The organism is Nonomuraea sp. NPDC050451, from assembly GCF_044458585.1.
The window spans coordinates 80,614-102,475 of sequence record NZ_JBITHZ010000035.1; the positions used below are offsets into that span (position 1 = coordinate 80,614).

Here is a 21,862-nt window from a genome sequence, read left to right on the forward strand (position 1 = left end):
GCGACGCGCGCGCCGGCGTGACCCTCTCGCCGGCGCGCACGTGGGTGTCCTTCAGTGATCAGCTGCCTTCGACGGAGCGGGCCATCAGGGCGTTGCCCGCGGTGAGCCCGCCGTCGACCGTCAGGACCGACCCGGTGATCCAGCCGGCGCTGTCGGAGGCCAGGAAGCAGATCGACGTCGCGACGTCGTCCGGCTCCCCGACCCGTCCCAGCGGGTACCACTGCTTGAGCGCCTCGAAGGTGGCCGGGTTCTTGGCGATCTGCTCGTCCCACGCCGGGGTGCGGATGGTCCCGGGGCTGACCGCGTTCACCCGGATACCGTGCCCGCCGTACTCCACGGCCAGCGAGCGGGTCAGCGAGACGATCGCCGCCTTGGCCGCGCTGTAGGAGGGGTGCCCGAAGAAGGCGAAGGCGTTCACCGAGACGACGTTCACGATCACGCCGTCGCCGCGGGCCATCATGGCGGGCAGCGCCGCCTGCGCGCAGCGCACCGCGCCTTTGACGATCACGTCGAGGTCGGTGTCCCAGAGCAGCTGTGGAGCCTCGTGGAAGCGGGGTGGCACAGGGCAGGCCACGATGGCGTTGTTGACCAGCACGTCCACCGCGGCGCCCAGCTGTTGCGCGGCCGCGGCCATGCCCGCCGACACGCTTTCGGTGCGGGTGACGTCCAGCCGCAGGCCGATCGCCTTGCCGCCGTCAGTGGTGATCTCCTTGGCGAGGTCGACAGCGCCGGACTCGTCGATGTCGGTGACGGCCACCGCCGCGCCCGAGGCCGCCAGCCGCCGTGCCGTCATCCGGCCGACACCCCCGGCCGCGCCGGTCACCAGCGCCACCCTTCCCCTCAGGTCGAACCGGTCTTGACGCCCGCTCACGCCGCTCGCTTCGAACTCGTCTTGACGCCCGCTCATGTCGGCTCCACCTGCCCGTTGTCGAAGTAGGCCCGCAGCGATTCCTCCAGCTCGGGCACCCGCAGGACGGCCCCGCCGTCCCGCAGCGAGCGGGTGGCCAGGTCACCGGCGGCCACCGCCGTCCGCGCGTCCACCGGCGAGGTGTCGGTGGGCCCGCCCTCGCGCACGAACCGGACGAACTCCTCGATCACCTTCGCGTCCGCCCCACCATGCCCGCCGGCCATCCCGGGGATGCGGAACTCCGCGTCCCCGGCCGGGTCATAGTCGCGCCGGCCGGTGTTCCACAGCCGAATCGTGCCGCCCGGCTCGTCACCGAAGTTCTCCAGCCGCCCGGCGTCGCCGATCACCGTGAAGGAGCGCCAGTAGTCAGGCGTGTAGTGGCACTGCTGGTAAGCGGCCAGCACCCCGTTGTCCAGGCGAAGGTTGAGCAGCGCGAGATCCTCGACGTCGATCACCGGGTTGAGCCCGCGCTGCCTTGACGGCGGCCACTGCTCCTTGCTCAGCCAGTTCTCCGGCTTGGGCGCCCCCGCCTCGCGCCGCGGCAGGCCACCATAGACGGTCAGCCCGCCCATCGCCTGCACCGCCTCGGTGGAGCCCCCGACGATCCAGTGCATTGCGTCGAGGTCGTGGCAGGCCTTCTGCAGCAGCAAGCTGTTGACCTTGGACCGCTCGGCGTGCCAGTCCTTGAAGAAGAAGTCGCCGCCGTGGCCCACGAAGTGGCGGATCCACACCGTCTTCGGGGTGCCGATCTGGCCCTCCCGCACGAGCCGGCGCATCAGACGCACCACTTCCATGTGCCGCATGTTGTGCCCGACATACAGCCGGGCCCCTGACTTCCTGGCGGCGCGCAACACGGCGTCGGCATCGGCCACCGTCGTCGCCATCGGTTTCTCCAGGTAGACGGCCTTGCCGGTGCTCAGCGCGTCGATGGCCACCCGGGCGTGGGTGTGGTCGGGAGTCGCCACCAGCACAGCGTCGATGTCGTCGCGGTCCAGCAGGCGGCGGTAGTCGGTCTCGGCGGCGTTCGCGCCGAAGAAGGCGGCCTCTTTGCGGAGGGTGGTCTCGTCCAGATCGCAGATGGCGGTGATACGCGATCCGCGGCCTGGTTCGCGGTGGGCGGCAACGGCGAGGCTGCGCCTGAGTCCCAGTCCGATGGCGGCAATTCGGAGATCATCCATGCTCTGTCAGGCTCTCCATCACGTTGAGTCGTCGAGCTGTGTTCCACGCACCACACTGTGCGGACGGACGGCACTTGCTGGGGGCGGCGTGATCAACGATGCCCAATTCTGCTCGAAAAGAAAAGACTTAAAGCGACTTTGCGCACGAGTAGACCTTTTTGCGCGGCCCGCGCCTCGTGGCCGCGCGAAGGGCCGTGCACGCGCGCCGAGACCGCGCTGTCGTCATGTCCGAAACGCGATCGCCGGACCACATGTCCAACCTGGATCCCGCACGTGACGGTCACGGTCGTTGGAACCGCCGAGGAAGCAGGCCGCCAGTTGTTCGACGCGGCAGGAAGCGGGGCCGCGTGGATCAGGAGGGCATCACGGCCGGTTGCCGTGACAGACCATCGATGCCCTCCTGTCTCAGACATATCCGCTGGAAGCAGTTATCTGCCGTTGATGGCCACCTCGAGCAGGTCGATCGTCGAGCCGTTTGCGTCGCCGTTGAACGCCAACCTGACGTACTGAGCCTTGGCACTCAGCGGATACCGGTTGGAGAACCCGAAATCGGCGGTCCCGGTGGGACCGTTGATCGTGCCGGCGTCGTTCCACGACGCGCCGTCCTCGCTGGTCTGGATCTTGATCGTCCTGGGCGTGTTGAGATACTTCTGATCGAGGGAGTTGAAGTTGATGGCGATGCTGGAGATATCAGAAGTCGCCCGGAGCTTGAACTGGATCCACGCCGCGGCGCCCGCCGGCACCGACCACTTCGACTGGTCGAAGCGAGTGCCCTCGATCGTCCGGCCGTCGACGAGGTTGGCCACTCCGCTCTGCTGGTGGCTCGAGGTGATCTCTGCGGCCCCCGCGAGGTTGCGGTACGGCAGCAGGTCCATGAAGACCCTGTTGGTCGTCAAGGTCTTGCCGTTCAGCGTCACGTCCGCCCACACGACCCCTCTCGTGAGCTTGTCCACGGCCGGCGTGGTGATCTTGTTGTGCCTGAAGGAGAACATGTCCACCTCCTGGATGGCGATCGGCTTGTACTTGTCGCCACCGCTCGGGTCGACGATGCCGCCGTGCCAGCTGATCCGCGCCGCACCCAGTCCGACCGGGCCACCCTTGGCTGACCTGCCTTCTATCGCGTAGCGCAGCCCGTTGTTCAGCGGAAACTCGCCGTACGCTTCCTTTCCAGCGATGAGCAGCGACGCCTCGATCATGTCGTCGGCCACATACACGACGCCGTCCCGGACTCTGACCCTCAGCGTGCCCTGCTTGGTGACGCCCTCGTGCTCGCCGGAGACCGTGATGGTCGTCGTGCCGTTCGACCTCGCGGTCACGACCCCTGCGCCGTGCACCGCGGCCACTGAGGGTTTTGCGCTCCTGTAGGTCACGTGCGAGAGCTTCGCCTTCAGCGCGGGATAGGTCATGTATCCCTCGGCGCGGACTTTCAGCATCGAGGGCGCGATCTGCTCGGCGACCGCTACGACGTCGGTCAGCTTGTACGCCCGGGCTGGATCATCGGTCACGATCTTGATGATCGTGTCGACCGGATCCTCCCGCACACCGGCCAGGTCGATCGACAAGCTGTCTCCCCGCTGGCTGAACGAGGTGATCGGGACGTCGCTGTTGAGCCACGTCACCGACGTCACCCGACGGCCGACCGGGCCGATGGTGAGGGACCCGCCAGGGATCGCGTCGAAGCCCTTCTTTCCGTCCGGCCCTTTCATGATGTGCAGGTAGATGGCGTTGTCCCGGGCGGTCGCATAACCCCATTGCGGGCCGGTCGTGCCGTTCGGGAAGGCGAACTTCTCGTAGTTTCCTCGTCCGTCGTCCTCGTAGCCGTAGCCGGACAGGAAGTACGGCGTCGTCCCGGTCGTGGACTCGTGTCTTTCCGGGCTGCCCTCCGGGGCGAACCAGCCGATCAGGTTCTCTCTGACGTCGATGAACTCCTGGGCGGCCTTCGGGTACCGGGTGGCGATCTCCTGGGGCGTGTGCCAGTTGGGCCCGCGGCTGTCGATGATCGACTGATCGTTGTTGTCCGCGTATCCCCGGCCGGCGTTCATGACCATCTCCTTGGCCACCTGCCGGTAGTCGTCACGCTTGCCGTAGTACGGCGACAGCTCGTCCCTCGTGTGGATCATCTTCCACGGTTCCATGATTGTCCGCTTGAGGAGGTGGTTGCGCGACGCGTTGGCGTAGATTCCCGACGCCTCGGCGGTTCGCAGGTCGGGGTCGCCGTACTCCTCGCCCCAGGCGTTCGAGTTCACGATGATCTCGTTGGAGTGGTTTCGGATGCCGCTGTAGATGACGTCGAAGTTCTCCGACTTGTGGCCCTGGGGGCCATCGAAGTACAGGTAACTCGGGTCATAGCGGTTGATGAGGTCGGCGATGTCCTGGACGGTCTTGTCGGTGTTCTGGGACGCGTAGTACAGACCGAACCTGATTCCCTGGCGCTTCACCGCCTGCTCGAACTTCTTGATGCCGTCGAGGACGTTCCCGTGCTCGTCCTTCGGATAGTAAAGATGCCGATCGCTCTTCGGGTCACAGAACTTCGAAGGCCAGAAGTAGGCCTGCTGGTTGGTTTCGACCGACACCAGGGAATGGCCTTGGCTCTTGGCTCTCTTCGCCCATCGCTCCACGGAGAAGTTCGGATCGACGAAGGAGTTGTAGACGGCGGTGGCATGTGTCAGAGCACCGACCCGCCCCTCTTCGAACCATTTGTTCGGGCGCTCCTTCACGGTGAGGGTGAAGTCCTTCGTGGCGCTGCTTCCCTTGCCGTCGGTCACCTGGACGGTGAAGTGATAGTCGCCGGGCTTGGCGTTGACGCTGATGACGCCCTTGGCGCTGTTCAGGTCGACTTTGCCGTTGACCAGGCCGTCCGCGATGGTGCCGTCGGCGTTCAACTCCAGGCCGTCGGGCAGCTTCCCGGCCGCCACCTTCCAGGTGTAACCCGGGGTCCCTCCGGCGGCCATGAACTGGAACGCCGAGGCCGAGACGCCATAGGCGTTGCCGCTGACGGACTTGTTCCAGACGTAGGGCCATTCCTTGTAGCCCACGGGCAGGCCCTGCGACACGATGTTCAGGGTCTCCGACGGCCCCGCGACGGAGTTGATCAGGCCGGCTATCCGGTTGCCCACCTGGTCCGCGACCCGACCGTAGAAGCCGAGGTAGGCCACGTTCTTGTCCTGCGCCACCGGCACGCCGTTCGCGTTCACGTCCTCGGTGTAGGTGTGCCTGATCTGGATCATCAGCTTGTTCCAGCCCTGGTGCAGCTGGACGGCGCGCTTCGTGAGATCCTTCTGAACTTCCGCGGGCGTGCTCGGACCCGTCACGCATCTGTCGTTGACGAAGAGCCGGTAGGAGCCGCTCGCGCCGACGTTGAAGGAGGCCTGCTGCTCTGCCGGGCTGTAGACGTACGTGTGCGCGTAGACGTACTTGTTCCTGGTGTCCACCCCCTGCTTGACCGTGTAGTACCCGTAGAGATCCTGATAGTCGTCGTAGTTACGGTTGTAGACGCGGTCGTCGAAGTAGTCCCACTTCCTGCTCTCGCCGCCGGAGCTCAACGCCTCGCCGGCACGCGGGGTGATCTTCGCCTTTCCGTCGGCGGGTTCCGCCCTGTTGTAGACCTCGATCTCGGCGATCCCCGTGATCGGCGGGTACGGCGCGCGGCCCTTGTCGATCTCCACCTTCATCTCGCGCACGTTCTTCAGCCCGGGCTGTGCCGTATAGACAGTGGGATTCGAGGCGCCGTCGACCTGGCCGGACTCCACCTTGCTCCCGTCATCCAGGGTGAAGGTGAGGTGGTACCACTTGTTCACGTGCCGCGAATCACCCCACTGCGCGATACGCACCTCGTTGAGCGCGATGGGCTCGCTCCACTTGAGGTGCACCCACGGGCTGGTGTCGTTCTCGGTCACCCACTGTTTCCTGGTGTCGCCATCAACCAGATAAGCGACCGGATTCACCGCGAGAGTCGATGACGAAGCTGTTATCTCCGACGCCCTGGGAGCCTCATTCACCGGCTCGGCGGTCTCGCATTCGTAGAGCTTCTCGACCACCGGCGAGTCGAACGGGCCCGACACCAGCCACGAGTTGATGAACGGCGCGTCCCCGGCCACCTGCTGCGCGTACGCGCTCCCGGTGAGGAAGCCGAGGAGCAGCGACGCGATGGCCGTCACAACACCTAAGAATTTTCTCAATGTCCCAGAACCTTTCTGTCCAGGGCTGTCAGGCCTTGAGGCCTCCGGCCGACAGTCCGAACGCCAGTGCCGCTGCAGGACGATGAAGGCGATGACGAGGGAAACGACCGAGATCAGCGATCCGGTGACCACGAGGTCATACCAGGGCTGGTCCCTCAGCTGGCTGTTCCAGAAAGTAGAGTCCGAGCGCGAGCAGCCGGAGTTTGTCGTCGGCGAGCCTCATCAACGGCAGGAAGAAGTTGTTCCAGATCCCGACGAACTGGAACAGGAAACGGAGTTCGAGCTGTCGTTGCGCGCAGAAACCGTGATCTCGGCCGACTTCCCGCGGGCAAGCGTGTCGCGCCCGGCCTTGGCGGTAAGGACGATTTGCGGTGATGCCGGGATCGGGGTGACCTTGCATCGTGCAAGTGACGGACGCGTCGGCGACCACGTCGCCGTGGCGGGCGGTGAGGGTGAACTTACCGGCTCGGGGCCGGGCGGGATGCCGGTGATGGCGCCGGCGTCCTTGTTCAGGACCAGGCCATCAGGCAGTTGACCGGAAGTGATGCCATAGCGGACGGTCTGGGGTGTGCTGGAGGTGACCTTGGCCTCGTACAGCCTCCCCACCGCGGCATTGAGGGCTGCGGTGGGGTGAAGCCGGGTGCGGGAGCCTTGACCGCCTGCGGCTCACCGACGGGCGGGCCAGCCAGGTTCACCTGTTGCAATGACCAATGCGGCGCGCTGCCGAACAAGGCCAGCTTCGCTCCCACGATCTGCCCGGCGGCCCCGGGCAGCGGCCCGACCGGGGTCTGGCCGCAGCTGGCGCTGATCCTGCTGTAGGCACAGACGATGCTGCCCCAGGTGGTCTTTGCGGCCGCGTTCCACTCCGTCTGCGTGGCCAGCGAGCCGAACTCGCTCGAGGTGAGGTCCGCGCCGAATCCGTAGGGGTAATACTCCAGCGGCCGAGAGCCGACGGTTTTGTCGTTCTCGCCGATGGCCTGGCGGACCTTCGTCGAGAGTGGAGCCCGCAGGACCGTCTGGACATCCGCCCCCGGCGCGGGTGTCGGGCCGACGACCTCCAGGGCCAAGCAGGTCGGGAAGGTGACGACCTTCACCTCGATGGTCGCCTTGCTGGTGCGGAATGTGGCGCCCTGCCCCGGGGCGGGTAGTCCACGGCGGTGAGTACGACGATGCTCACCCACGGGGACGGATTTACCGCGAGCAAGGTAGTCGGCGCCGGTTCGCGTGTCCACCAGGCTGGTCACACGCCCGGTGCCGCTCAACCCTGAGCCCAGGTAACCCGCGCTGACTCCTGCGTCGCCAGCCGCCTGAGCCGCAGCTAGAGGTAAGGCAACGCTGCCGATGGTGACAAGGGCGGCAGCCAAGACCGCCGTCCCGCCTCGGGATCTGATCATCTGCGCTCCTGGGCTTCGAATCGCATGGTGGTTGTGGCGGATCAGTGCATGACTGGAGGCCCAGAGCCGCCGTACCTGCATACGACTTGAAATGTGATCTTTAAGGGAAGAGGATTACATAGACCAGATCTATATCTGATCACCTGTCGCCATCGACAGGCGCTATGCACTGACCCCTGGTGTTTGTTCAGGCCAGTGGCTTGATCTCGTTTGACTCTCAGTGTGTTGCGTCATCCTCGCGGCGTCAATAGATCTCTACTATTCACCCATCTCTTCGTTATGAATCATAAATATCGGTCTCAGGGTCGACTACTTCGAGTACTCCTCCGCGGTGGAGAACGTCACCGTGCCGGCGTAGGCGGGGATGGCGTCCCGGGTGTCGAGCAGCTGGTGCGCGGGCATGCTCGCTGCCTTGCCCGCCAGGTCCTACAGCGCGGTGTCCATCAGGCCGAGGGCGTAGATAGGGAATTGCTCGATGCGGTCGATCTCCCACAGGTGGTGCCAGGGGAGCTCGCGCCAGAGCGGATCGAGCCCCGGCAGATCCTCGCGGATCCTGCGCTTGACCAGGTCGGCCACGATCAGTCCGCGCCGCGTGTGCGCCTCGCCGATCAGGCCCCCGTCGGTGTGGATGCGCAGGATGCCGCCGCCGACCGGACCCGCCGAGCCGGAAGCCCCACTCGCCATCGGAAGGGCGGCTGACCGGGCAGATCGACGAGTTCGACCGTGACATCAGTGATTCGCATGAGTTCCTTCAGGTGGAGGTGGTCACAACGAGGCGTCGTCGCGGGGCAGGAGCCGGTGACGGATTTCCTCCTGGAACTGCAGCCTCGTCATGTCGATGTGCTGTGTCATGAGCGTGACGGCCTGCTCCTCCTCGCCGGAGGCGACGGCGTGGGCGATCGCCACATGCTGGTCCGCGGCCACCACGAGCGATCCACCCGCGACTCCAGCCAACCCGATGATGCTGACCTGCCGCTGGAGACGTTGCACCGATTCGATGGTCGCCAACAGCAACATGTTGGCTGCGGCGGCCGCGACCGCCTGGTGGAACTGCTCATCGAACCGTGTGAAGGCCTCGATGTCATTGCGAGCTGCGGCTTCCGCCGAGAGCTGCGCCGCTTCGCGCAACGCCTTCACCTGTGCGGGTACGGCCCGTTGCGCGGCCAGGCCGGCCGTGGCGGACTCGATGTGCCGGCGGAACTCAAACATCTGGTCGACCTGCCCGAGATCAGCGGGCAGGAATCGGGAGAACGACTCCCGCCAGGGAGCGTCCTCCGGCTCGGCGACGTAGATACCCCGCCCCTTCTGCACACTCAGCCGCTTCAGCGCCGAAAGGATCTTCACCGCCTCTCTCACAACCGTTTTGCTCATCTGTACGGCATCTGCCAGCTCCTTCTCCGTCGGCAGGCGATCCCCCGGCCTGAGCCCCTCACGGATGATGTACTCGAGAATCCGCTCCGCAGCGATCTCGTAGCCAGGCCGGTAGGCGGCCTCCGAGCTCGACTGTTGCGGCCACGCAGATGGATGACTCAATCCCTTCCCCGTCTCTCATGGGGTCCACTTGTGGACCCACCCTAGCCTAGAATGTTTCGTATCTATAAGGCTCATGTGGTAATGGAACCGTCGACGTGGCTGGATCTGCCGTCCCAGACTACGGTCAACTTGCAGGTCATGCAGGCGCAGCCTGAAGCCCGCCTCTCTCTCGTCACGCATCGCACATGCTCGATGCATCGGATCAATCCTGGGTGGGAGCCTTGTATGCGTTCAAAGTCGCGGTGGTGGAACTCCCTCCAACAGCATGCTGCTCCCGCTCAAGACCGGATTGGTGAATCTCTCCGACTATCCCGAGGCGCTTTACTGCAGCTTCACCGAGCCAGGCCCCTTCGGCGGGCACACCTGGATCGGAGGCGCGACCTACCGCGCCCTCGTCGACGAGCCGGCCGTGGCGCAGTCCGTGGCCAGCACCCTGATCTACACCGCCGTCCAGCTCGCCGGGATCCTGCTCGCGATCCTGGTGGCCGCCCTGTTGAACAGGCCCGGGTTTCGCGGGCGGTCGATCTACCGGGCGCCGCACTTCCTGCCAGTGGTCACGATGCCGGTGGCCGTGGCCATGCTCTGGCGCTGGATGTACAACGGCGACCACGGCCTGGCCAACTACCTGCTCTCCTGGTCGGGATAGCGGGACCGCGCTGGGCGGCCGATCCGTCGGTCGCCCTGTACGCCCTGGCCGCGATCGACATCTGGATGGCCCTCGGCTACGACATGGTCTACCTTCCTGGCCGGGCTCCAGGGCATTCCCACCGAGTTCTACGAGGCCGCCGCGATCGACGGGCTGAGCCCGGCCCGGAGCTTCCTCCGCATCACGGTGCCGTTGCTGAGCCCGGGCAACTTCTCCGCCGCCGTCCTCACGATGATCAACTCACTGCAGATGTTCGACCTCACCTACATGATGATGAGCACCCCGGCAGCGAGGCAGGCACCGCCAACTCCGCGCCCCCGGGTCCGCACCATCGCCTACCTCTTCTATCAGAAGGCCTTCGTGGAGCATGATCTCGGTTTCGGGGTCGCGGTCGCCTTCGTCCTGCTTGCGTTCATCCTGGTCATGACCGCCGTCCAGTTCCGCCTCCAGCGCAGGTGGGTGCACTATGCGTGACCGTACGGCCGGCGCCGGACACCACGTGGCTACGACCGCCACCCCTTCGTCCTCATGACCGGTGCTTTGGCGATGGTCGGCCCGTTCGTCTGGCAACTTCTCACGTCCGGTAAGACGTTGAGCGAGACCACGCGGGTCCCTCCAACGCTGTTCTTCGACGTGCTGCCCTTCAAAGGCGACAACCTGCTCTTCGGGTTGTTCCTGTTGGTGCTCATGGTGCCCAGCCGGCGCTTCCTGATCCCCCCAGTATGTGATCATCCAGGAACTGGGCTGGGTGAAAACGCTGCAGGGGCTCATCGTGCCCCGGATGTTCAGCGCGTTCGGCACGTTCCTGCTCAGGCAGTTCTTCCTCGCGCTGCCGCGAGACATCGAGGACGCGGCCCGCCTCGACGGTGCCAACCTGCTGCGGGCGTACTGGCACATCGCGCGCACCCTGGCCAAACCCGGGCTGATCGCCCTGACGATCCTGACAGCGCTCTGGTCGTGGAACGACCTCATGTATCCCCTCGTCGTCACCACCGATGCTGATGGCGGGATCGATCATGGCGGCCGCGCCCACGGTCGTCGCCTTCGTCCTGCTGCAGCGCCACTTCGTCCAGGGCATCGCCTTCACCGGCAAGGGATGACCGCATGAATGACCTGAGATTCGGCGTGATCGTCCGCGGCGAACTCGCGGACCTGGCCCATCGCCCCGCCGCGGGTTCCCGGATCGTGGCCTGCTGCGATCTGGACCCGAAGGCGTTGTCGGACGCCCAGGACCGTTTCGGGTCTGGGCGTGATGACCACGTCCGACCCTCGCGAGCTCGTGAAGGCCGAACGCGACGGGGTCCTGGTGCTGACACGGCGTCTGTGACGTCCGCGTGTTGTTTGAGGGCGTTCTCCGCCTCGACCGGGTTCACCTTGCGCCCAGCAGTGTCGATCATGGATCGCTCGCGGCCCAACAGGTGGAGACGGCCCGTCTCGTCCATCCAGCCGAGATCCCCGGTACGATGCCGGCGCATCCCCGGGACGCTCTCCTCGCCGGCCGACTCGCCATCCTCGTAGCCCAGCATGACCGCCTGGCTGGTCACCGCGATGAGGATCGTGCCGCGGACGGTCGCGCCGACATCCACGAGGCCTTTCCTCAAGCTCGCCTGCGCCCTTATCTGCTGGCGACGCCTCACCTCATTGCGTTTGCAGCTCTTGTCGGGAGCCTCCTCTCACCCGCCACCACGCTGCGTACCCGCCCTTGATCAGCCGGAGGCTTGTGCCGACCACTGTCACGGAGCGTGCGGACGCCCGCCCCGTGACAGTGTCCCCTTACCGGGCCACTCGGAAGGCGTCGAGGAGCATGTAGGTGCCGGACTTCTTGACGATCTTGATGGTGTGCGTCCCCGCGCTGAGGCCGTCGGCCTTGAACAGCACCTGCTGGGTGTGCTTGGTGTCGGAGAAGCAGTCGACGGTCTCCGTCAGGACGCCGTCCAGGTAGACGTCGACCCTGCCCATGTCGCGGAAGCGTTCGGTGACGTACTCGATGCCGGTGCCGGAGAAGGTGAACTCGGCCGAGTCGCCGTCGGCGGAGGTGTAGTGCACGTCACCTCCCAGGTCGCCGGGGCGGCCGACGCCGGCGCTCCACGAGCCGGTGTACTTGATCAGGAAGTCGTCGTCGTTGTAGGCCCCTCCCACGGGCTCGGGAGTGGGGGCGCCTTCGCGCACGACCTTGCGGACCTGCTCGAGCTGGGCGAGCTGGTCGGGATCGAGCCTGCCGTACCTGTTGACCTTGGTGTCCAGGCCGATGGCGCCGCCTCGATCGGTGGCCGCCTTCACCCAGCGCACCAGCGAGGTGGTGTCCTTGGAGGTGCCCTTGTTTCCCCAACCCGCCCAGTAGGGGTCGTTCGCTCCCAGATAGGTGAAGTCAAACCACTGGGTGCTCTGCTCGGCGTCGGCCCATCGCCCGGCTGAGGGGATGGCGCCGAGTCCCCTGGACTCGCCTGGGGTGTAGTCGTCGTAGACGGACGTGGGCTGGTGGTTGCGGGCGCCCAGACCCGAGTTCAGCGCGATGATCCGGCTGGGGTTGCCTGCCTTGAGCGCGGCGGCGAGACTGGACCAGTTGTAGGGCTTGGTCATGTCCTGGTAGGCGGGGTGCAGCTGGGGGTAGACCCCGTCGATCCACCAGCCGGCCAGCTTGGTGCCGTAGCGCTCGGAGTACTCCCTGATGACCGACTGCCACTTCGCCATCGTGTCCTGCGAGGGCACGCCGTCCGTTCCGGGCGTGTAACCGAACGCTTTGGTGATCGCGTAGTCGCCAGGCTGCTTGTGCGCCGAGTGCGGCGGGTTGCCCGGAATGTAGAAGATCAATTTGATGCCGCGCTTCGCCAGCGCGTCGGCGATCTCCATGGGCAGGTCGCGCCCAGCAGGGGTGCGCTCGCCTGGCTGCAGCCCGGCGATGCGCTCGTAGGCCCGGTTGGGCGCGATCATGTAGCCGCTGTTCTGGCCGAGGGTGATCATGGCGAACCCGGCTCCCGCCTTCACCAGGTCCTCGGCATAGGCCTCGACGTCGAAGGTCTTGATGAAGTCGTCCCACGACTCGCCGTCCTTCCACATCTCCTCAGGGGAGGCGGCCACCCGGTTGATGTAGTTGGACAGGAAGTGATGGGAGACGCCGTACCTGGCGTCGTGCAGCCAGTCCGTGCCGGGGTTTCCGTCGACGGTCCTGATCAGGACGGGTGCGGACAGGCGGGGCCTGCCCGTCGCGCCGGTCGCGTCCACCGGAGTGACCTCGGCGCGGAGATACTTGCCGCCATAGCTCAGCGGGATGCCGATGTTGCGGGTCAGCACGCCCGTGAGCGGCCTCCACGGGCCGAACCTGGTGGGCCCGGCGAGCCAGCGGAAGCGGGTGGTGCCCTCGGCGTCGCCGTCGGGGTCCTGGAAGCGGTAGCGGATCTCAAGGCCGCCCTTGGTCCGGGCCTCGCCAGTGATCTTCACTTTCTGCGCGTGGGGCGAGTGCCGGGTCGTGGCCAGCGCGGGTGGGGTGATGAGGACGGCGGTGACCGTGATGCCCAGAACGAGCGCGGAACGCATGGCTCTCCTTCATGTGGGGGGTGACTACAGTTCGACGACAGTGCCGGTGCGGCGGGCGCGCTCGGCACCGAAGACCACGAGGTGGCTGTCGACGCTCTCGGCGATGCCGGACAGGATGAGTTCGGGGCGGCCCTGATGGAGGGCGTCGACGAACGAGCGGACCAGCGCCGCGTCGCCTCCCCCGTGGCCCTCGGCCGCGGAGGATCCGTCCTTTGAGGTGTCGATCGTGGTCGTGCGTTCGGTGACGAAGTCGTAGACGTGGATGAACCGGCCGTCGCCGGTGAGCTGGCCGTGGGTGCCGAAGAACTTGGTGTGCCGGTTCGCCAGCGGGGTGAACGCGGTCATCGTGAACGACGCGGTGGTGCCGCCCTCGTACTCGATGTTGACCACCTGGTGGTCGACCACGTCGTTGTCGCAGGCGTAGACGCACCTGCCGTACGGGCCTTCGGCCAGCGCCCGGGTCACGGCCTCCTCGGTGAGCACCCCGGAGGTCATCACCCGGGTGAAGTACTGCTTGGTGCCGCCGTCGCGCAGGCCTTCGCGGTACATCCGGGCGGCGGAGTAGGGGCAGTGGCGCTCGACGTGGCAGTCGACGCAGCGGTCGGCGGCCTCCGGAGGACGGTTCTCTGGACGGAAGTGACGCAGCCCGCCGAAGGAGGAGACCCGCTGGGCCCTGCGGCCGAGGACGAAGCCGAGCCAGTCGAGATCGTGGCAGGACTTGGCGAGCAGGGCGAAGGTGGTCTCGTCCTCGCGCCGCCAGTTGCCGCGCACGAAGGAGTGGGCGAAGTGGTACCAGCCGATGGGTTCCAAGTGCTCGACGCTGACGATCTCGCCGATCTGGGGGAGGAGCTCGCGCAGCTTGCGGGTGTAGTCGGTGTAGCGCATGACGTGGCAGACGGCCACCGTGGCCCCCGTCCGCTCGGCCGCCTCGCCGATCGCGACCGACTCGGCCTCGGTCGGCGCGATGGGCTTTTCCAGCAGGATGTCGTAGCCCTGCTCGGCGAAGGTCTCCGCGGGTCCCAGGTGGTCGGCGTCCAGCGTGGCGACGATCACCGCGTCGGCCACGCGCCCGCATGCCGCCAACTCGCGCCAGTCGGCGAAGACGTTCTCCGACGCGAGGCCGTGCCGTACGGCGAAGCGGGTCCTGACGGCCTCGCGCGGCTCCGCAACGGCGACGATCTCCACCCGGTTCGGCTGCTGGACGGCCAGCTCGGCGTAGGCGGCGCCGCGGGCGCCCGCGCCGACGACAGCGAGGGTGAGCGGCCGGTTCAGTGGCACGCCGAGACGCCCACGCAGGTTGGCGTGGGGGGTGGTTGCGGTGGTCATCCCTTGACGGCTCCCCCGGTGAGACCCTTGACGAAGTGCTTCTGCAGCGCGAGGTAGAAGACGAGGATCGGAAGCGTGGCCATGAACATCAGGCCGAACATCCCGCCGTAATCCCGCTGGAACTGGCCGAGCGAGCGATAGACGCCGACCGTGATGGTGGTGCCGCCCTGCGGACCCAGAATGATGAGCGGATTGAGGAAGTCGTTCCAGATCCAGACGCCCAGGAAGATCAGCACGCTGGCGGTCGCCGGGCGCAGCAGCGGGAAGACGACCCGCCAGAAGGTACCGAAGCGGCCCGAGCCGTCCATGGCCGCCGCCTCCTCCAGCTCGATGGGGATCGAGCGGACGAATCCGGAGAAGACGAAGACCCCGAAGGGCACGTAGTAGCCGACGTTGAAGAGCACAAGGCCGGTGATTGTGCCCATCAGGTGCGTGGCGTTGAGCACCTGGGTGACGGGGACAAGGATGACCTGCGGCGGGATCATCAGCCCAACGAGCAGGACGAGCAGGGCGACACGGCCGAAGCGACCGCGGGTGCGGGCGACGTAGTGGCCGAGCATCGCCGAGACGACGGTCAGCACCACGATCGACAGCAGCGTGACGGTGACGCTGTTGACCAGGCCGTTCCAGAAGAGCCGGTCCGGTCGGGTGAGGGCCTGGGTGAGGTTGTCCAGCGTCGGCGGGATCGGCAGCGCCGCGGGCGAGGCGGTGATGTCCGGGCCGTGCTTGAAGACGTTGGTCACCACCAGGTAGAGCGGCAGGAAGAAGGCACTGGTGACGGCGATCGCGAGAAGTTTCCTCACAGGTCCACCTCTCTGCGCTTGAGCACGCGAAGTACCAGGCTGGAGACGACGGCGATGATGACGAGCATGATGATCGCCAGTGCCGACGACAGGCCGGTGCGGTTCTCGTTGAAGCCGACCTGGATCACGTTCAAGGCCAGCGTGGAGGTGGTGCCGAGGCCGGGGCCACCGGCCGTGAGCACCTGCACGTGGTCGTAGGCCTTGAAGCCGGTGATCAGCAACATGACGGTGTTGAGCGTCATCGCCGGGGCCAGCATCGGCCAGATGACCTGGCGGAAGCGCCGCCACGGCCCGGCTCCGTCGATCTGCGCCGCCTCCAGCAACGACGCCGGCACGCCCTGCAGCCCGGCCAGGTAGACCACCGAGCAGAAGCCGAGCATCTGCCAGGAGATCACGAAGCCGATCGAGTAGAGCGCCAGGCCGGGGTCGGACAGCCACCCGATGTGGGTGCCGAACAACTGGTTGATCAGTCCCTCGTCCTGCAACATGGCCATCCAGACCACGCTGACCACGACCGAACTGAGCACGACCGGGACGAAGAAAACGCTGCGCAGGGCGTTGTAGAGCCAGCCGCTGCGGTCCAGGAGCATCGCCACCGCCACCCCGCCCACGTTGGGCAGGATGACAATGATCAACGTGAGGATCGTGGTGACCCTGAGCGAACGCAGGAATCCGCTGTCGCCCAGCAGGGTGAGGTAGTTACCGATGCCGACGAAGCCGGCGTCGGTGTGGAACAGGTCGGCGTTGGTCAGGCTGTAGCTGAAGCTGATCAGGATCGGCGCGAGCACGAAGCACGCGTAGACGACCAGCCCCGGTGCGGCGAAGACCAGGGGGTAGCTCAGGCGCTTCACTGACCGCCGGCCTTGGTCCACTCCTCGTCCAGGAGCTTGGCGGCTTGAGCGCCGTCGGTCTTGCCCGCGATGATCTGCTGCGCGATGGCGAAGACCTTGTCGCCGATGCCGGGCAGCAGCGCGTCATCACCGGTTTCCACGGTGAAGGCGTTGACGACCTTGGCCGAGGTGAAGACCTGCAGCGTGGCGTTGTAGACCGGACCCAACTGCGGCGGCGAGTAGCCCTTGATCGCGATGATGGCCGCGTCGGACTTGACCAGCACGTCATTGTTGGCGGCGTTCTGGTTGAACTCCAGCGCGAAAGTGCGTGCCGCCTGCAGATTCTTGGACTTGGCGTTCACGATCGGACCGCCGCCGGTGTAGGAGGGCACGACGACCTCGCCGCCGTCGGTGGGCCACGCGAAGACGCCGACCTCGAAGGGCGGCTTGTTGGCGTCGGCCGAGGCGGCGAACCACGAGCCCATCGGGTACATCGCGCCCTTGCCCTCCAGGAAGGCCTTCTCGGTGGAGGGGTAGTCGCGCGAGAGGCCGGCCTTGTCCACGTAGCCCTTGGCCACGAGGTCGGCGAACTTCTGGGTGGCCTTGACGAAGATCGGGTCGCTGAACTTGGTCTGGCCCGCCCGGCGCTTGACCAGGAAGTCGGGCTGCCGGCTGTAGACGTCGGCGCCCACCAGCGCGATCCACACGTAGCCGGCGGCGAAGGCGTCCTTGCCGCCGCCGCCGACCACGAACGGATTGATGCCCTTGGCCTTGAGCTTCGCGCTCACGTCGAGCAGTTCCGCGTAGGTCTTGGGCGGCGCGGTGACGCCGGCGTCGGCGAAGAGCTTCTTGTTGTAGTAGACCAGCGGGGTCGGCTGGGAGTTGTAGGGCAGCTGGTAGATCTTGCCGCCCAGCGGGTTGGACTGCGGGTACTGGTAGGCCTGGAGCTCCTCGGGCGTCCAGGCGTAGAGGTTGCCGCTCTCGGCGAAGCCGGCCGGGGCGACGGCCTGCATCACGTCCGGGAGCTGGCCTGAGGCCAGCAGTTGCTTGGCGTAGGCGTTCCGCTCACCGGCGCTCGGCGCGACGATCTTCTTCACCACGATGTCGGGATGCTTGTCGGTGACGCGCTTGATCGCCTCGTCCCAGTACTGCGGGGTGAGGTTGGGCGTCTCGAAGACCAGGAAGGAGATCTCCTTCTTCCCGTCATCGCTCGCTGACGTCTGCGTGACGGTCCCGCTCGTGCCCGCGGGCGCACAGGCGGCGAGCACGCTGATCGCGAGAGCGCCGAGTGCCTTCTTCATGGGGGGCTCCTTGAGAGTTATTAAACCCAAGGTTGTTTAATAATTGCCTACCGGTTTAGCATTGCGATCACACGGTTGGCAAGGGGGAAACACATGGTCAAGTTGTCGGGCGGAGACCCGGCATTGCTGCGCCGCCTCAACGCCGCGGCGGTGCTGCATGCGCTGCACGGCGCCGAGGAGCTAACCCTCACTGAGCTGGTCAAAGCCAGCCAAATCTCCCGGCCCACCGTCGAAGAGATCATCTCCGACCTCGCGCAGCAAGGCCTGGCCGAGGAGGTACGGCCTGCGCCCGACGGCCCTCGCCCCGTCGGCCGGCCGGCCAAGCACTACCGCTTCCGGCCGGAGGCGGGGCACCTGGCCGGGGTCGACATCGGCCCGCACAAGGTGCTCTGCCTCATCGCCGACCTGCGCGGCGACATCGTGGCCAGCGCCAGGGCCGACGTGCACCCTGAGATGAGCGCGGCCGAACGCCTGTCCGCCGCCCGCGACGTGATCGAGCAGGCCACCCAAGGCCGTGAACTGCGGGCCCTGGGCGTCGGCACCACCGGGGTCATCGCCAGGGGCAAGGTCGTGGCCAGCGGCCGCCTCCCCGACTGGCAGGGCCTCGACCTGGCGGGCGAGCTCGGATCCGGCCGGCCTTACCCCGTGCTCGTCGGCAACGACACCAAGCTGGCCACCCTCGCCGAGCACTGGCGCGGCGCGGCCCGGTCCGCCGGCGACGTGATCTACTTACTGGTCGGCCGGAGCATATCCGTCGGCCTGCTGGTCGGCGGGAAGCTGCACGTCGGCTACAACGGCGGCGCCGGTGAGATCGGCGTGCTGCGCGAGGTGGGCTGGTACACCGCGCTTGACCAAGTGCGGTCCTACGGCCCGGAGCCGCTGTTCGCCGCGGTGCGGCAGGGCGACCCGGAGGCTGCCTCGATCGTGGCCGCCTTCGTCGCCGACCTGGCCATCGGCGTGGCGGCCACCGTGCTGACCGTCGATCCCCAGCTCGTGGTCATCGGCGGCGGCCTGTCCCAGGCCGGCGACCTGCTCGCCGGGCCCCTGCGCGCCGAACTGTCCCGGCTGTGCCTCTTCCCGGTGCAGGTCGAGGCCTCGATCCTGGGCGACGAGTCGGTGGCCCTCGGCGCGGTACGGCTGGCGCTGGACCGGGTCGAGGAGGAGCTGTTCAGCGTGGCAGAGAGCTGAAGCGGCACTTCCGGTACCCGCCGTCCTACGCTCTGTCCACGTCCCTTGCTCCCAGGAGCGGTTCGCCACGGCGGCCATCTGTTCCACGTGTACTGTGCGCGCTCGTGCGCCCGCTCCCCGTGGGCTGGGCGCGAACGCCGCGGAGCAGCTCGCCAGGCCCGATGTTCCTCATCGACCGGCGCGCCCCTGCGACGTCGATGCGCTCGCGGGTCTCCACGTCGATGAGCACGGTGGCGTTACAGTGCCGCCGGCGCAGCGCGAAGGAGTCCCCCAAGCACGAAGGGCCAGCGCGGATATCACGCTCATGCTGGCGCGTCCGGCCAGCTCACGGACCACCGCACCGAAACAGGCGCCTTCGTCCGCCACCTCTTCTACGACCAGCGGTTTCTACGACCAGCGGTGATGACCCCGAAACACCGTACGCATGAGTTCATCCACACGAAGCACAGCTCAGCGGGACGTTACGGCGCCTTCCGTGAGCAGGTGATGATCTGCGACGGGAGGGGCAGGTTGCTTGGCAGCAGTCCGGCACTGCGCAGCTCCTGCCAGAGTGCGGCCGGAATGGCCTGGTGCAGCAGGTTGGCGGCGTCGGTGATCTCCTTGGCGGAGCGCGCTCCGATCAGCACGCTCGCCACGGCCGTCGGGGCGAGGACAAAACGGACGGCCACCGCGCGCAGCGGGATGCCGTGCCGTTCGCAGACGGTCTGCATCCGGAGGGCGCGGTCCACCAGCTCCGGTGCGGCGGTGGCGTAGTCGAAGGTAGCCCCGTCGGTGTCACAGACGAACCGCGTGAGCAGCTCGGACTGGTTCATGCCCACCCCGATCGCCCGCACGACGCCCTCTGCTCGCAGCTGTTCCAGGGCCGGGTAGGCGTGGCCGATGGCCTCGGCGAAGTGCTCGTCGGGGTCGTGCAGATGGACGATGTCGACGCGGTCCAGGCCGAGCCGTTCCAGGCTGGCCTCCAGGCTGCGCCGGACACCGTCGGCGCTGAAGTCTCGTACCCGGCGGTGGGTGGCCGGTACGGCGAAGCCGTTGGCGAGGTCGTCCGCGCCCATGAAAGGGGCGGGGACGAGCAGTCTGCCGACTTTGGTGGCGACGGTGTACTCGTCTCGCGGGCGGTCCCGCAGGGCGGCGCCCAGGCGGCGTTCGGACAGGCCGAGCCCGTAGTGGGGTGCGGTGTCGAATGAGCGGATGCCGGCCGCCCAGGCCGCCTGGATGGCTTGGTCGGCGGCCTCGTCGGTCACCGGTGTGAAGAGATTGCCGAGGGCGGCGGCGCCGAAGGAAAGCGGGGTGACGGTGGCGGTGCTGCGGCCCAGGGGAGTGTGTCGCATGGCCGTGGTCCTTATTGCATGGCGGGGGAGTCGGAGGCTGGTCGTGCCGCAGTACTGGTGACCGAGCCCGAGGCCAGTGAGGCGAGATGGGCGATGGCGGCGGTCACCTCCTGCGCGGCGATCAGGCAGCCGTGAGGCCAGCGGGCGTCGAGTAGGGCGCGCTCAGCCGCCGGGGCCTCGGCGGTGGTGGGAGGTGGAGTCCGACGCCGCCCTGGTGATCGCGAACAGCTTGCCCGAGCAGTCCGGGAGACGAGGCATGACTCTAGGTGAATCTCAGCCTCGGGCCGTCTCGTATCCGATGCCGGGGGCGTTGGGGGTTGCAGCATCCTGTCCGGACCATTCTGGTGGCCGGCTGGCGATGATGACGATGAGGCTGACGTGAAAGAGCGCTGTCAAGTGTTCGGTTTCCGGCGCGAAGCATTGATTCGGGAAAGGCGCTTGCGGACGCGCGGGAAGAGGGCCGGCCGAGCTCAGGCGGCCCTACCGTCCTTGTCGTCAGGCGCGCCCCGGCGGATGGATTTCGCGTTGGCCGTTTGCGAAGTAGGCGGCGATCTGGGGATCGGTTGGCGGGACGTCGAGCGCCTGGCCGTCCTCCCGCAGGGAGGCGGTGGCGGCGTATCCCGCCGCCACCGCCTCACGGGCCGCGACCGGGGAAGTGACGGTGGAGGTGCCTTCACTGATAAATCGCAGGAACTCCGCCACCAGGTGGGGGTCAGCACCCCCGTGGGTGCCTTCTGGTGTCTCGATGGATACGGTGAGGTCGGCGTCCGCACGATAGTCCGAGCGGCGGTTCCAGACCTTGACGACCGCGCCTTCGGCGTCCCCGAAGTTCTCCAGCCGCCCCTCGGTCCCGATGACCGTGTAGTTACGCCAGTAGTCGGGCGTGAAGTGGCACTGCTCGTAACTGGCGTACACCCCGTTGTCCAAGCGCATGTTCACCATGCTGAGATCCTCGACATCGACGACCGGGTTCAGGTCGCGCTGGCTGAGGGGTGGCCAGTTGTCCTCGGAAGACAGCCAGTCCGTCATACGCTCACCGGCCCGGTCCCGGCGTGAGGCGATGTCGCCGTAGAGGAGCAGACCTCCCAAGGCGTTCACCCGTCTGGTGTACCCCCCACCGAGCCAGTGGATGACGTCGATGTCGTGTGCGCCCTTCTGAAGCAGCAGGCCGGTGGTGTTGCGTCGGTCGGCATGCCAGTCCTTGAAGTAGAAGTCGCCGCCGTGTCCGACGAAGTGTCGGCACCAGATGGCCTTGACCTGCCCGATGACCCCATCGTCGATCAGCTTGCGCATAGCCATGACGACGGGCATGTGCCGCATGTTGTGCCCGACGTAGAGCCGCGTGGAGTACGCCCGCGCCGCGGCCAGGAGACGGTCACAGCCCTCCGTGGTGATCGCAAGCGGTTTCTCCAGGAACACCGGGATCCCCGCCTGGAGGAAGTCCAAGCCGATGGGCTCGTGGGTGTGGTCGGGCGTCAGCACGAACACCCCGTCGAGGTCGGCATCGAGAAGCTCACGATGGTCGGTCACCGTGATCAGGTCAGGTCCGAAGCGTTCCCGGACCCCGGACAGCATCCGGGGATCACGGTCGCAGCAGGCGACCAGCCGCGATCCCTTCCCGGGCCGGTGGGCGAGCTCGGCGAGGCTGCTGCGCACGCCAAGGCCGATCACACCAAGCCTGAGGTCATCCATGCCAGGTCCTTCCGATCATCG

Annotated in this window: 18 protein-coding genes; 4 read left to right on the plus strand and 14 right to left on the minus strand. The window is 66.8% G+C overall.

The window, feature by feature from the left end; genetic code table 11:
- Positions 1–58: 58 nt before the first annotated feature.
- The 7 genes from ACIBI9_RS53795 to ACIBI9_RS53825 form a co-directional block, all read right to left on the minus strand.
- A complete protein-coding gene (locus tag ACIBI9_RS53795; protein WP_397235209.1) occupies positions 59–907 on the minus strand; it encodes an SDR family NAD(P)-dependent oxidoreductase in 849 nt (282 codons plus the stop codon).
- Positions 904–2,085 carry a Gfo/Idh/MocA family protein gene (locus tag ACIBI9_RS53800; protein ID WP_397235210.1) on the minus strand — a complete coding sequence of 394 codons (1,182 nt, stop codon included), beginning with the start codon at positions 2,083–2,085 and terminating at the stop codon, positions 904–906. Before ACIBI9_RS53800 ends, ACIBI9_RS53795 begins: the two co-directional genes overlap by 4 nt.
- Before the next feature lie 428 nt (positions 2,086–2,513).
- Complete coding sequence (locus ACIBI9_RS53805; protein WP_397235211.1) at positions 2,514–6,242, minus strand: discoidin domain-containing protein; 3,729 nt, start codon at positions 6,240–6,242, stop codon at positions 2,514–2,516.
- Between the two features lie 243 nt (positions 6,243–6,485).
- On the minus strand, positions 6,486–6,869 hold the full coding sequence (locus ACIBI9_RS53810; protein ID WP_397235212.1) for a hypothetical protein: 384 nt from the start codon (positions 6,867–6,869) through the stop codon (positions 6,486–6,488).
- Positions 6,773–7,357, minus strand: a complete 585-nt coding sequence (locus tag ACIBI9_RS53815; RefSeq protein ID WP_397235244.1) for a hypothetical protein — start codon at positions 7,355–7,357, stop codon at positions 6,773–6,775. The genes ACIBI9_RS53810 and ACIBI9_RS53815 overlap by 97 nt, the downstream gene beginning before the upstream one ends.
- 726 nt (positions 7,358–8,083) lie before the next feature.
- Positions 8,084–8,341, minus strand: a complete 258-nt coding sequence (locus ACIBI9_RS53820; RefSeq protein WP_397235213.1) for a hypothetical protein — start codon at positions 8,339–8,341, stop codon at positions 8,084–8,086.
- An 81-nt stretch (positions 8,342–8,422) separates the two neighbouring features.
- Positions 8,423–9,190 carry a FadR/GntR family transcriptional regulator gene (locus ACIBI9_RS53825; RefSeq protein ID WP_397235214.1) on the minus strand — a complete coding sequence of 256 codons (768 nt, stop codon included), beginning with the start codon at positions 9,188–9,190 and terminating at the stop codon, positions 8,423–8,425.
- Positions 9,191–9,455: 265 nt separating this feature from the next.
- Between ACIBI9_RS53825 and ACIBI9_RS53830 the strand changes: the two genes are divergently transcribed.
- The 3 genes from ACIBI9_RS53830 to ACIBI9_RS53840 all read left to right on the plus strand — a co-directional run bounded on the left by ACIBI9_RS53830 (position 9,456) and on the right by ACIBI9_RS53840 (position 10,944).
- Positions 9,456–9,836 (plus strand): hypothetical protein, encoded by a 381-nt coding sequence (locus ACIBI9_RS53830; RefSeq protein WP_397235215.1) that lies wholly within the window; start codon positions 9,456–9,458, stop codon positions 9,834–9,836.
- Positions 9,837–9,932: 96 nt separating this feature from the next.
- Complete coding sequence (locus tag ACIBI9_RS53835; protein ID WP_397235243.1) at positions 9,933–10,310, plus strand: carbohydrate ABC transporter permease; 378 nt, start codon at positions 9,933–9,935, stop codon at positions 10,308–10,310.
- 250 nt (positions 10,311–10,560) lie between these two features.
- Positions 10,561–10,944, plus strand: a complete 384-nt coding sequence (locus ACIBI9_RS53840; RefSeq protein ID WP_397235216.1) for a carbohydrate ABC transporter permease — start codon at positions 10,561–10,563, stop codon at positions 10,942–10,944.
- A 665-nt stretch (positions 10,945–11,609) separates the two neighbouring features.
- Here the strand turns inward: ACIBI9_RS53840 and ACIBI9_RS53845 are convergent.
- From ACIBI9_RS53845 to ACIBI9_RS53865, 5 genes are read right to left on the minus strand one after another with little or no spacing between them, the layout of a single operon-like run.
- A complete protein-coding gene (locus ACIBI9_RS53845) occupies positions 11,610–13,370 on the minus strand; it encodes an alpha-L-fucosidase (protein ID WP_397235217.1) in 1,761 nt (586 codons plus the stop codon).
- Positions 13,371–13,394: 24 nt separating this feature from the next.
- Complete coding sequence (locus ACIBI9_RS53850) at positions 13,395–14,696, minus strand: Gfo/Idh/MocA family protein (RefSeq protein WP_397235218.1); 1,302 nt, start codon at positions 14,694–14,696, stop codon at positions 13,395–13,397.
- On the minus strand, positions 14,693–15,499 hold the full coding sequence (locus ACIBI9_RS53855; RefSeq protein WP_397235219.1) for a carbohydrate ABC transporter permease: 807 nt from the start codon (positions 15,497–15,499) through the stop codon (positions 14,693–14,695). Before ACIBI9_RS53855 ends, ACIBI9_RS53850 begins: the two co-directional genes overlap by 4 nt.
- On the minus strand, positions 15,496–16,350 hold the full coding sequence (locus ACIBI9_RS53860) for a carbohydrate ABC transporter permease (protein ID WP_397235220.1): 855 nt from the start codon (positions 16,348–16,350) through the stop codon (positions 15,496–15,498). Before ACIBI9_RS53860 ends, ACIBI9_RS53855 begins: the two co-directional genes overlap by 4 nt.
- Entirely contained in the window at positions 16,347–17,630 is a 1,284-nt protein-coding gene (locus ACIBI9_RS53865) for an ABC transporter substrate-binding protein (RefSeq protein ID WP_397235221.1), read from the minus strand. Before ACIBI9_RS53865 ends, ACIBI9_RS53860 begins: the two co-directional genes overlap by 4 nt.
- A 93-nt stretch (positions 17,631–17,723) precedes the next feature.
- Between ACIBI9_RS53865 and ACIBI9_RS53870 the strand changes: the two genes are divergently transcribed.
- Positions 17,724–18,818 carry an ROK family transcriptional regulator gene (locus tag ACIBI9_RS53870; protein WP_397235222.1) on the plus strand — a complete coding sequence of 365 codons (1,095 nt, stop codon included), beginning with the start codon at positions 17,724–17,726 and terminating at the stop codon, positions 18,816–18,818.
- Between the two features lie 461 nt (positions 18,819–19,279).
- Here ACIBI9_RS53870 and ACIBI9_RS53875 read toward each other — a convergent pair whose 3' ends face one another.
- The gene (locus ACIBI9_RS53875) at positions 19,280–20,149 is read right to left on the minus strand and encodes an aldo/keto reductase (protein WP_397235223.1); all 870 of its coding nucleotides are present in this window, start codon (positions 20,147–20,149) and stop codon (positions 19,280–19,282) included.
- 495 nt (positions 20,150–20,644) lie between these two features.
- Complete coding sequence (locus ACIBI9_RS53880; protein WP_397235224.1) at positions 20,645–21,841, minus strand: Gfo/Idh/MocA family protein; 1,197 nt, start codon at positions 21,839–21,841, stop codon at positions 20,645–20,647.
- Positions 21,842–21,862 lie beyond the last annotated feature (21 nt).

Excerpts from the sequence above, each read along its gene's own strand:
- ACIBI9_RS53800 (WP_397235210.1), bottom strand. The coding sequence starts at position 2,085 with ATGGATGATCTCCGAATTGCCGCCATCGGACTGGGACTCAGGCGCAGC.
- ACIBI9_RS53795 (WP_397235209.1), bottom strand. The coding sequence starts at position 907 with ATGAGCGGGCGTCAAGACGAGTTCGAAGCGAGCGGCGTGAGCGGGCGT.
- ACIBI9_RS53845 (WP_397235217.1), bottom strand. The coding sequence starts at position 13,370 with ATGCGTTCCGCGCTCGTTCTGGGCATCACGGTCACCGCCGTCCTCATC.
- ACIBI9_RS53880 (WP_397235224.1), bottom strand. The coding sequence starts at position 21,841 with ATGGATGACCTCAGGCTTGGTGTGATCGGCCTTGGCGTGCGCAGCAGC.
- ACIBI9_RS53870 (WP_397235222.1), top strand. The coding sequence starts at position 17,724 with ATGGTCAAGTTGTCGGGCGGAGACCCGGCATTGCTGCGCCGCCTCAAC.
- ACIBI9_RS53850 (WP_397235218.1), bottom strand. The coding sequence starts at position 14,696 with ATGACCACCGCAACCACCCCCCACGCCAACCTGCGTGGGCGTCTCGGC.
- ACIBI9_RS53820 (WP_397235213.1), bottom strand. The coding sequence starts at position 8,341 with ATGGCGAGTGGGGCTTCCGGCTCGGCGGGTCCGGTCGGCGGCGGCATC.
- ACIBI9_RS53830 (WP_397235215.1), top strand. The coding sequence starts at position 9,456 with ATGCTGCTCCCGCTCAAGACCGGATTGGTGAATCTCTCCGACTATCCC.
- ACIBI9_RS53875 (WP_397235223.1), bottom strand. The coding sequence starts at position 20,149 with ATGCGACACACTCCCCTGGGCCGCAGCACCGCCACCGTCACCCCGCTT.
- ACIBI9_RS53865 (WP_397235221.1), bottom strand. The coding sequence starts at position 17,630 with ATGAAGAAGGCACTCGGCGCTCTCGCGATCAGCGTGCTCGCCGCCTGT.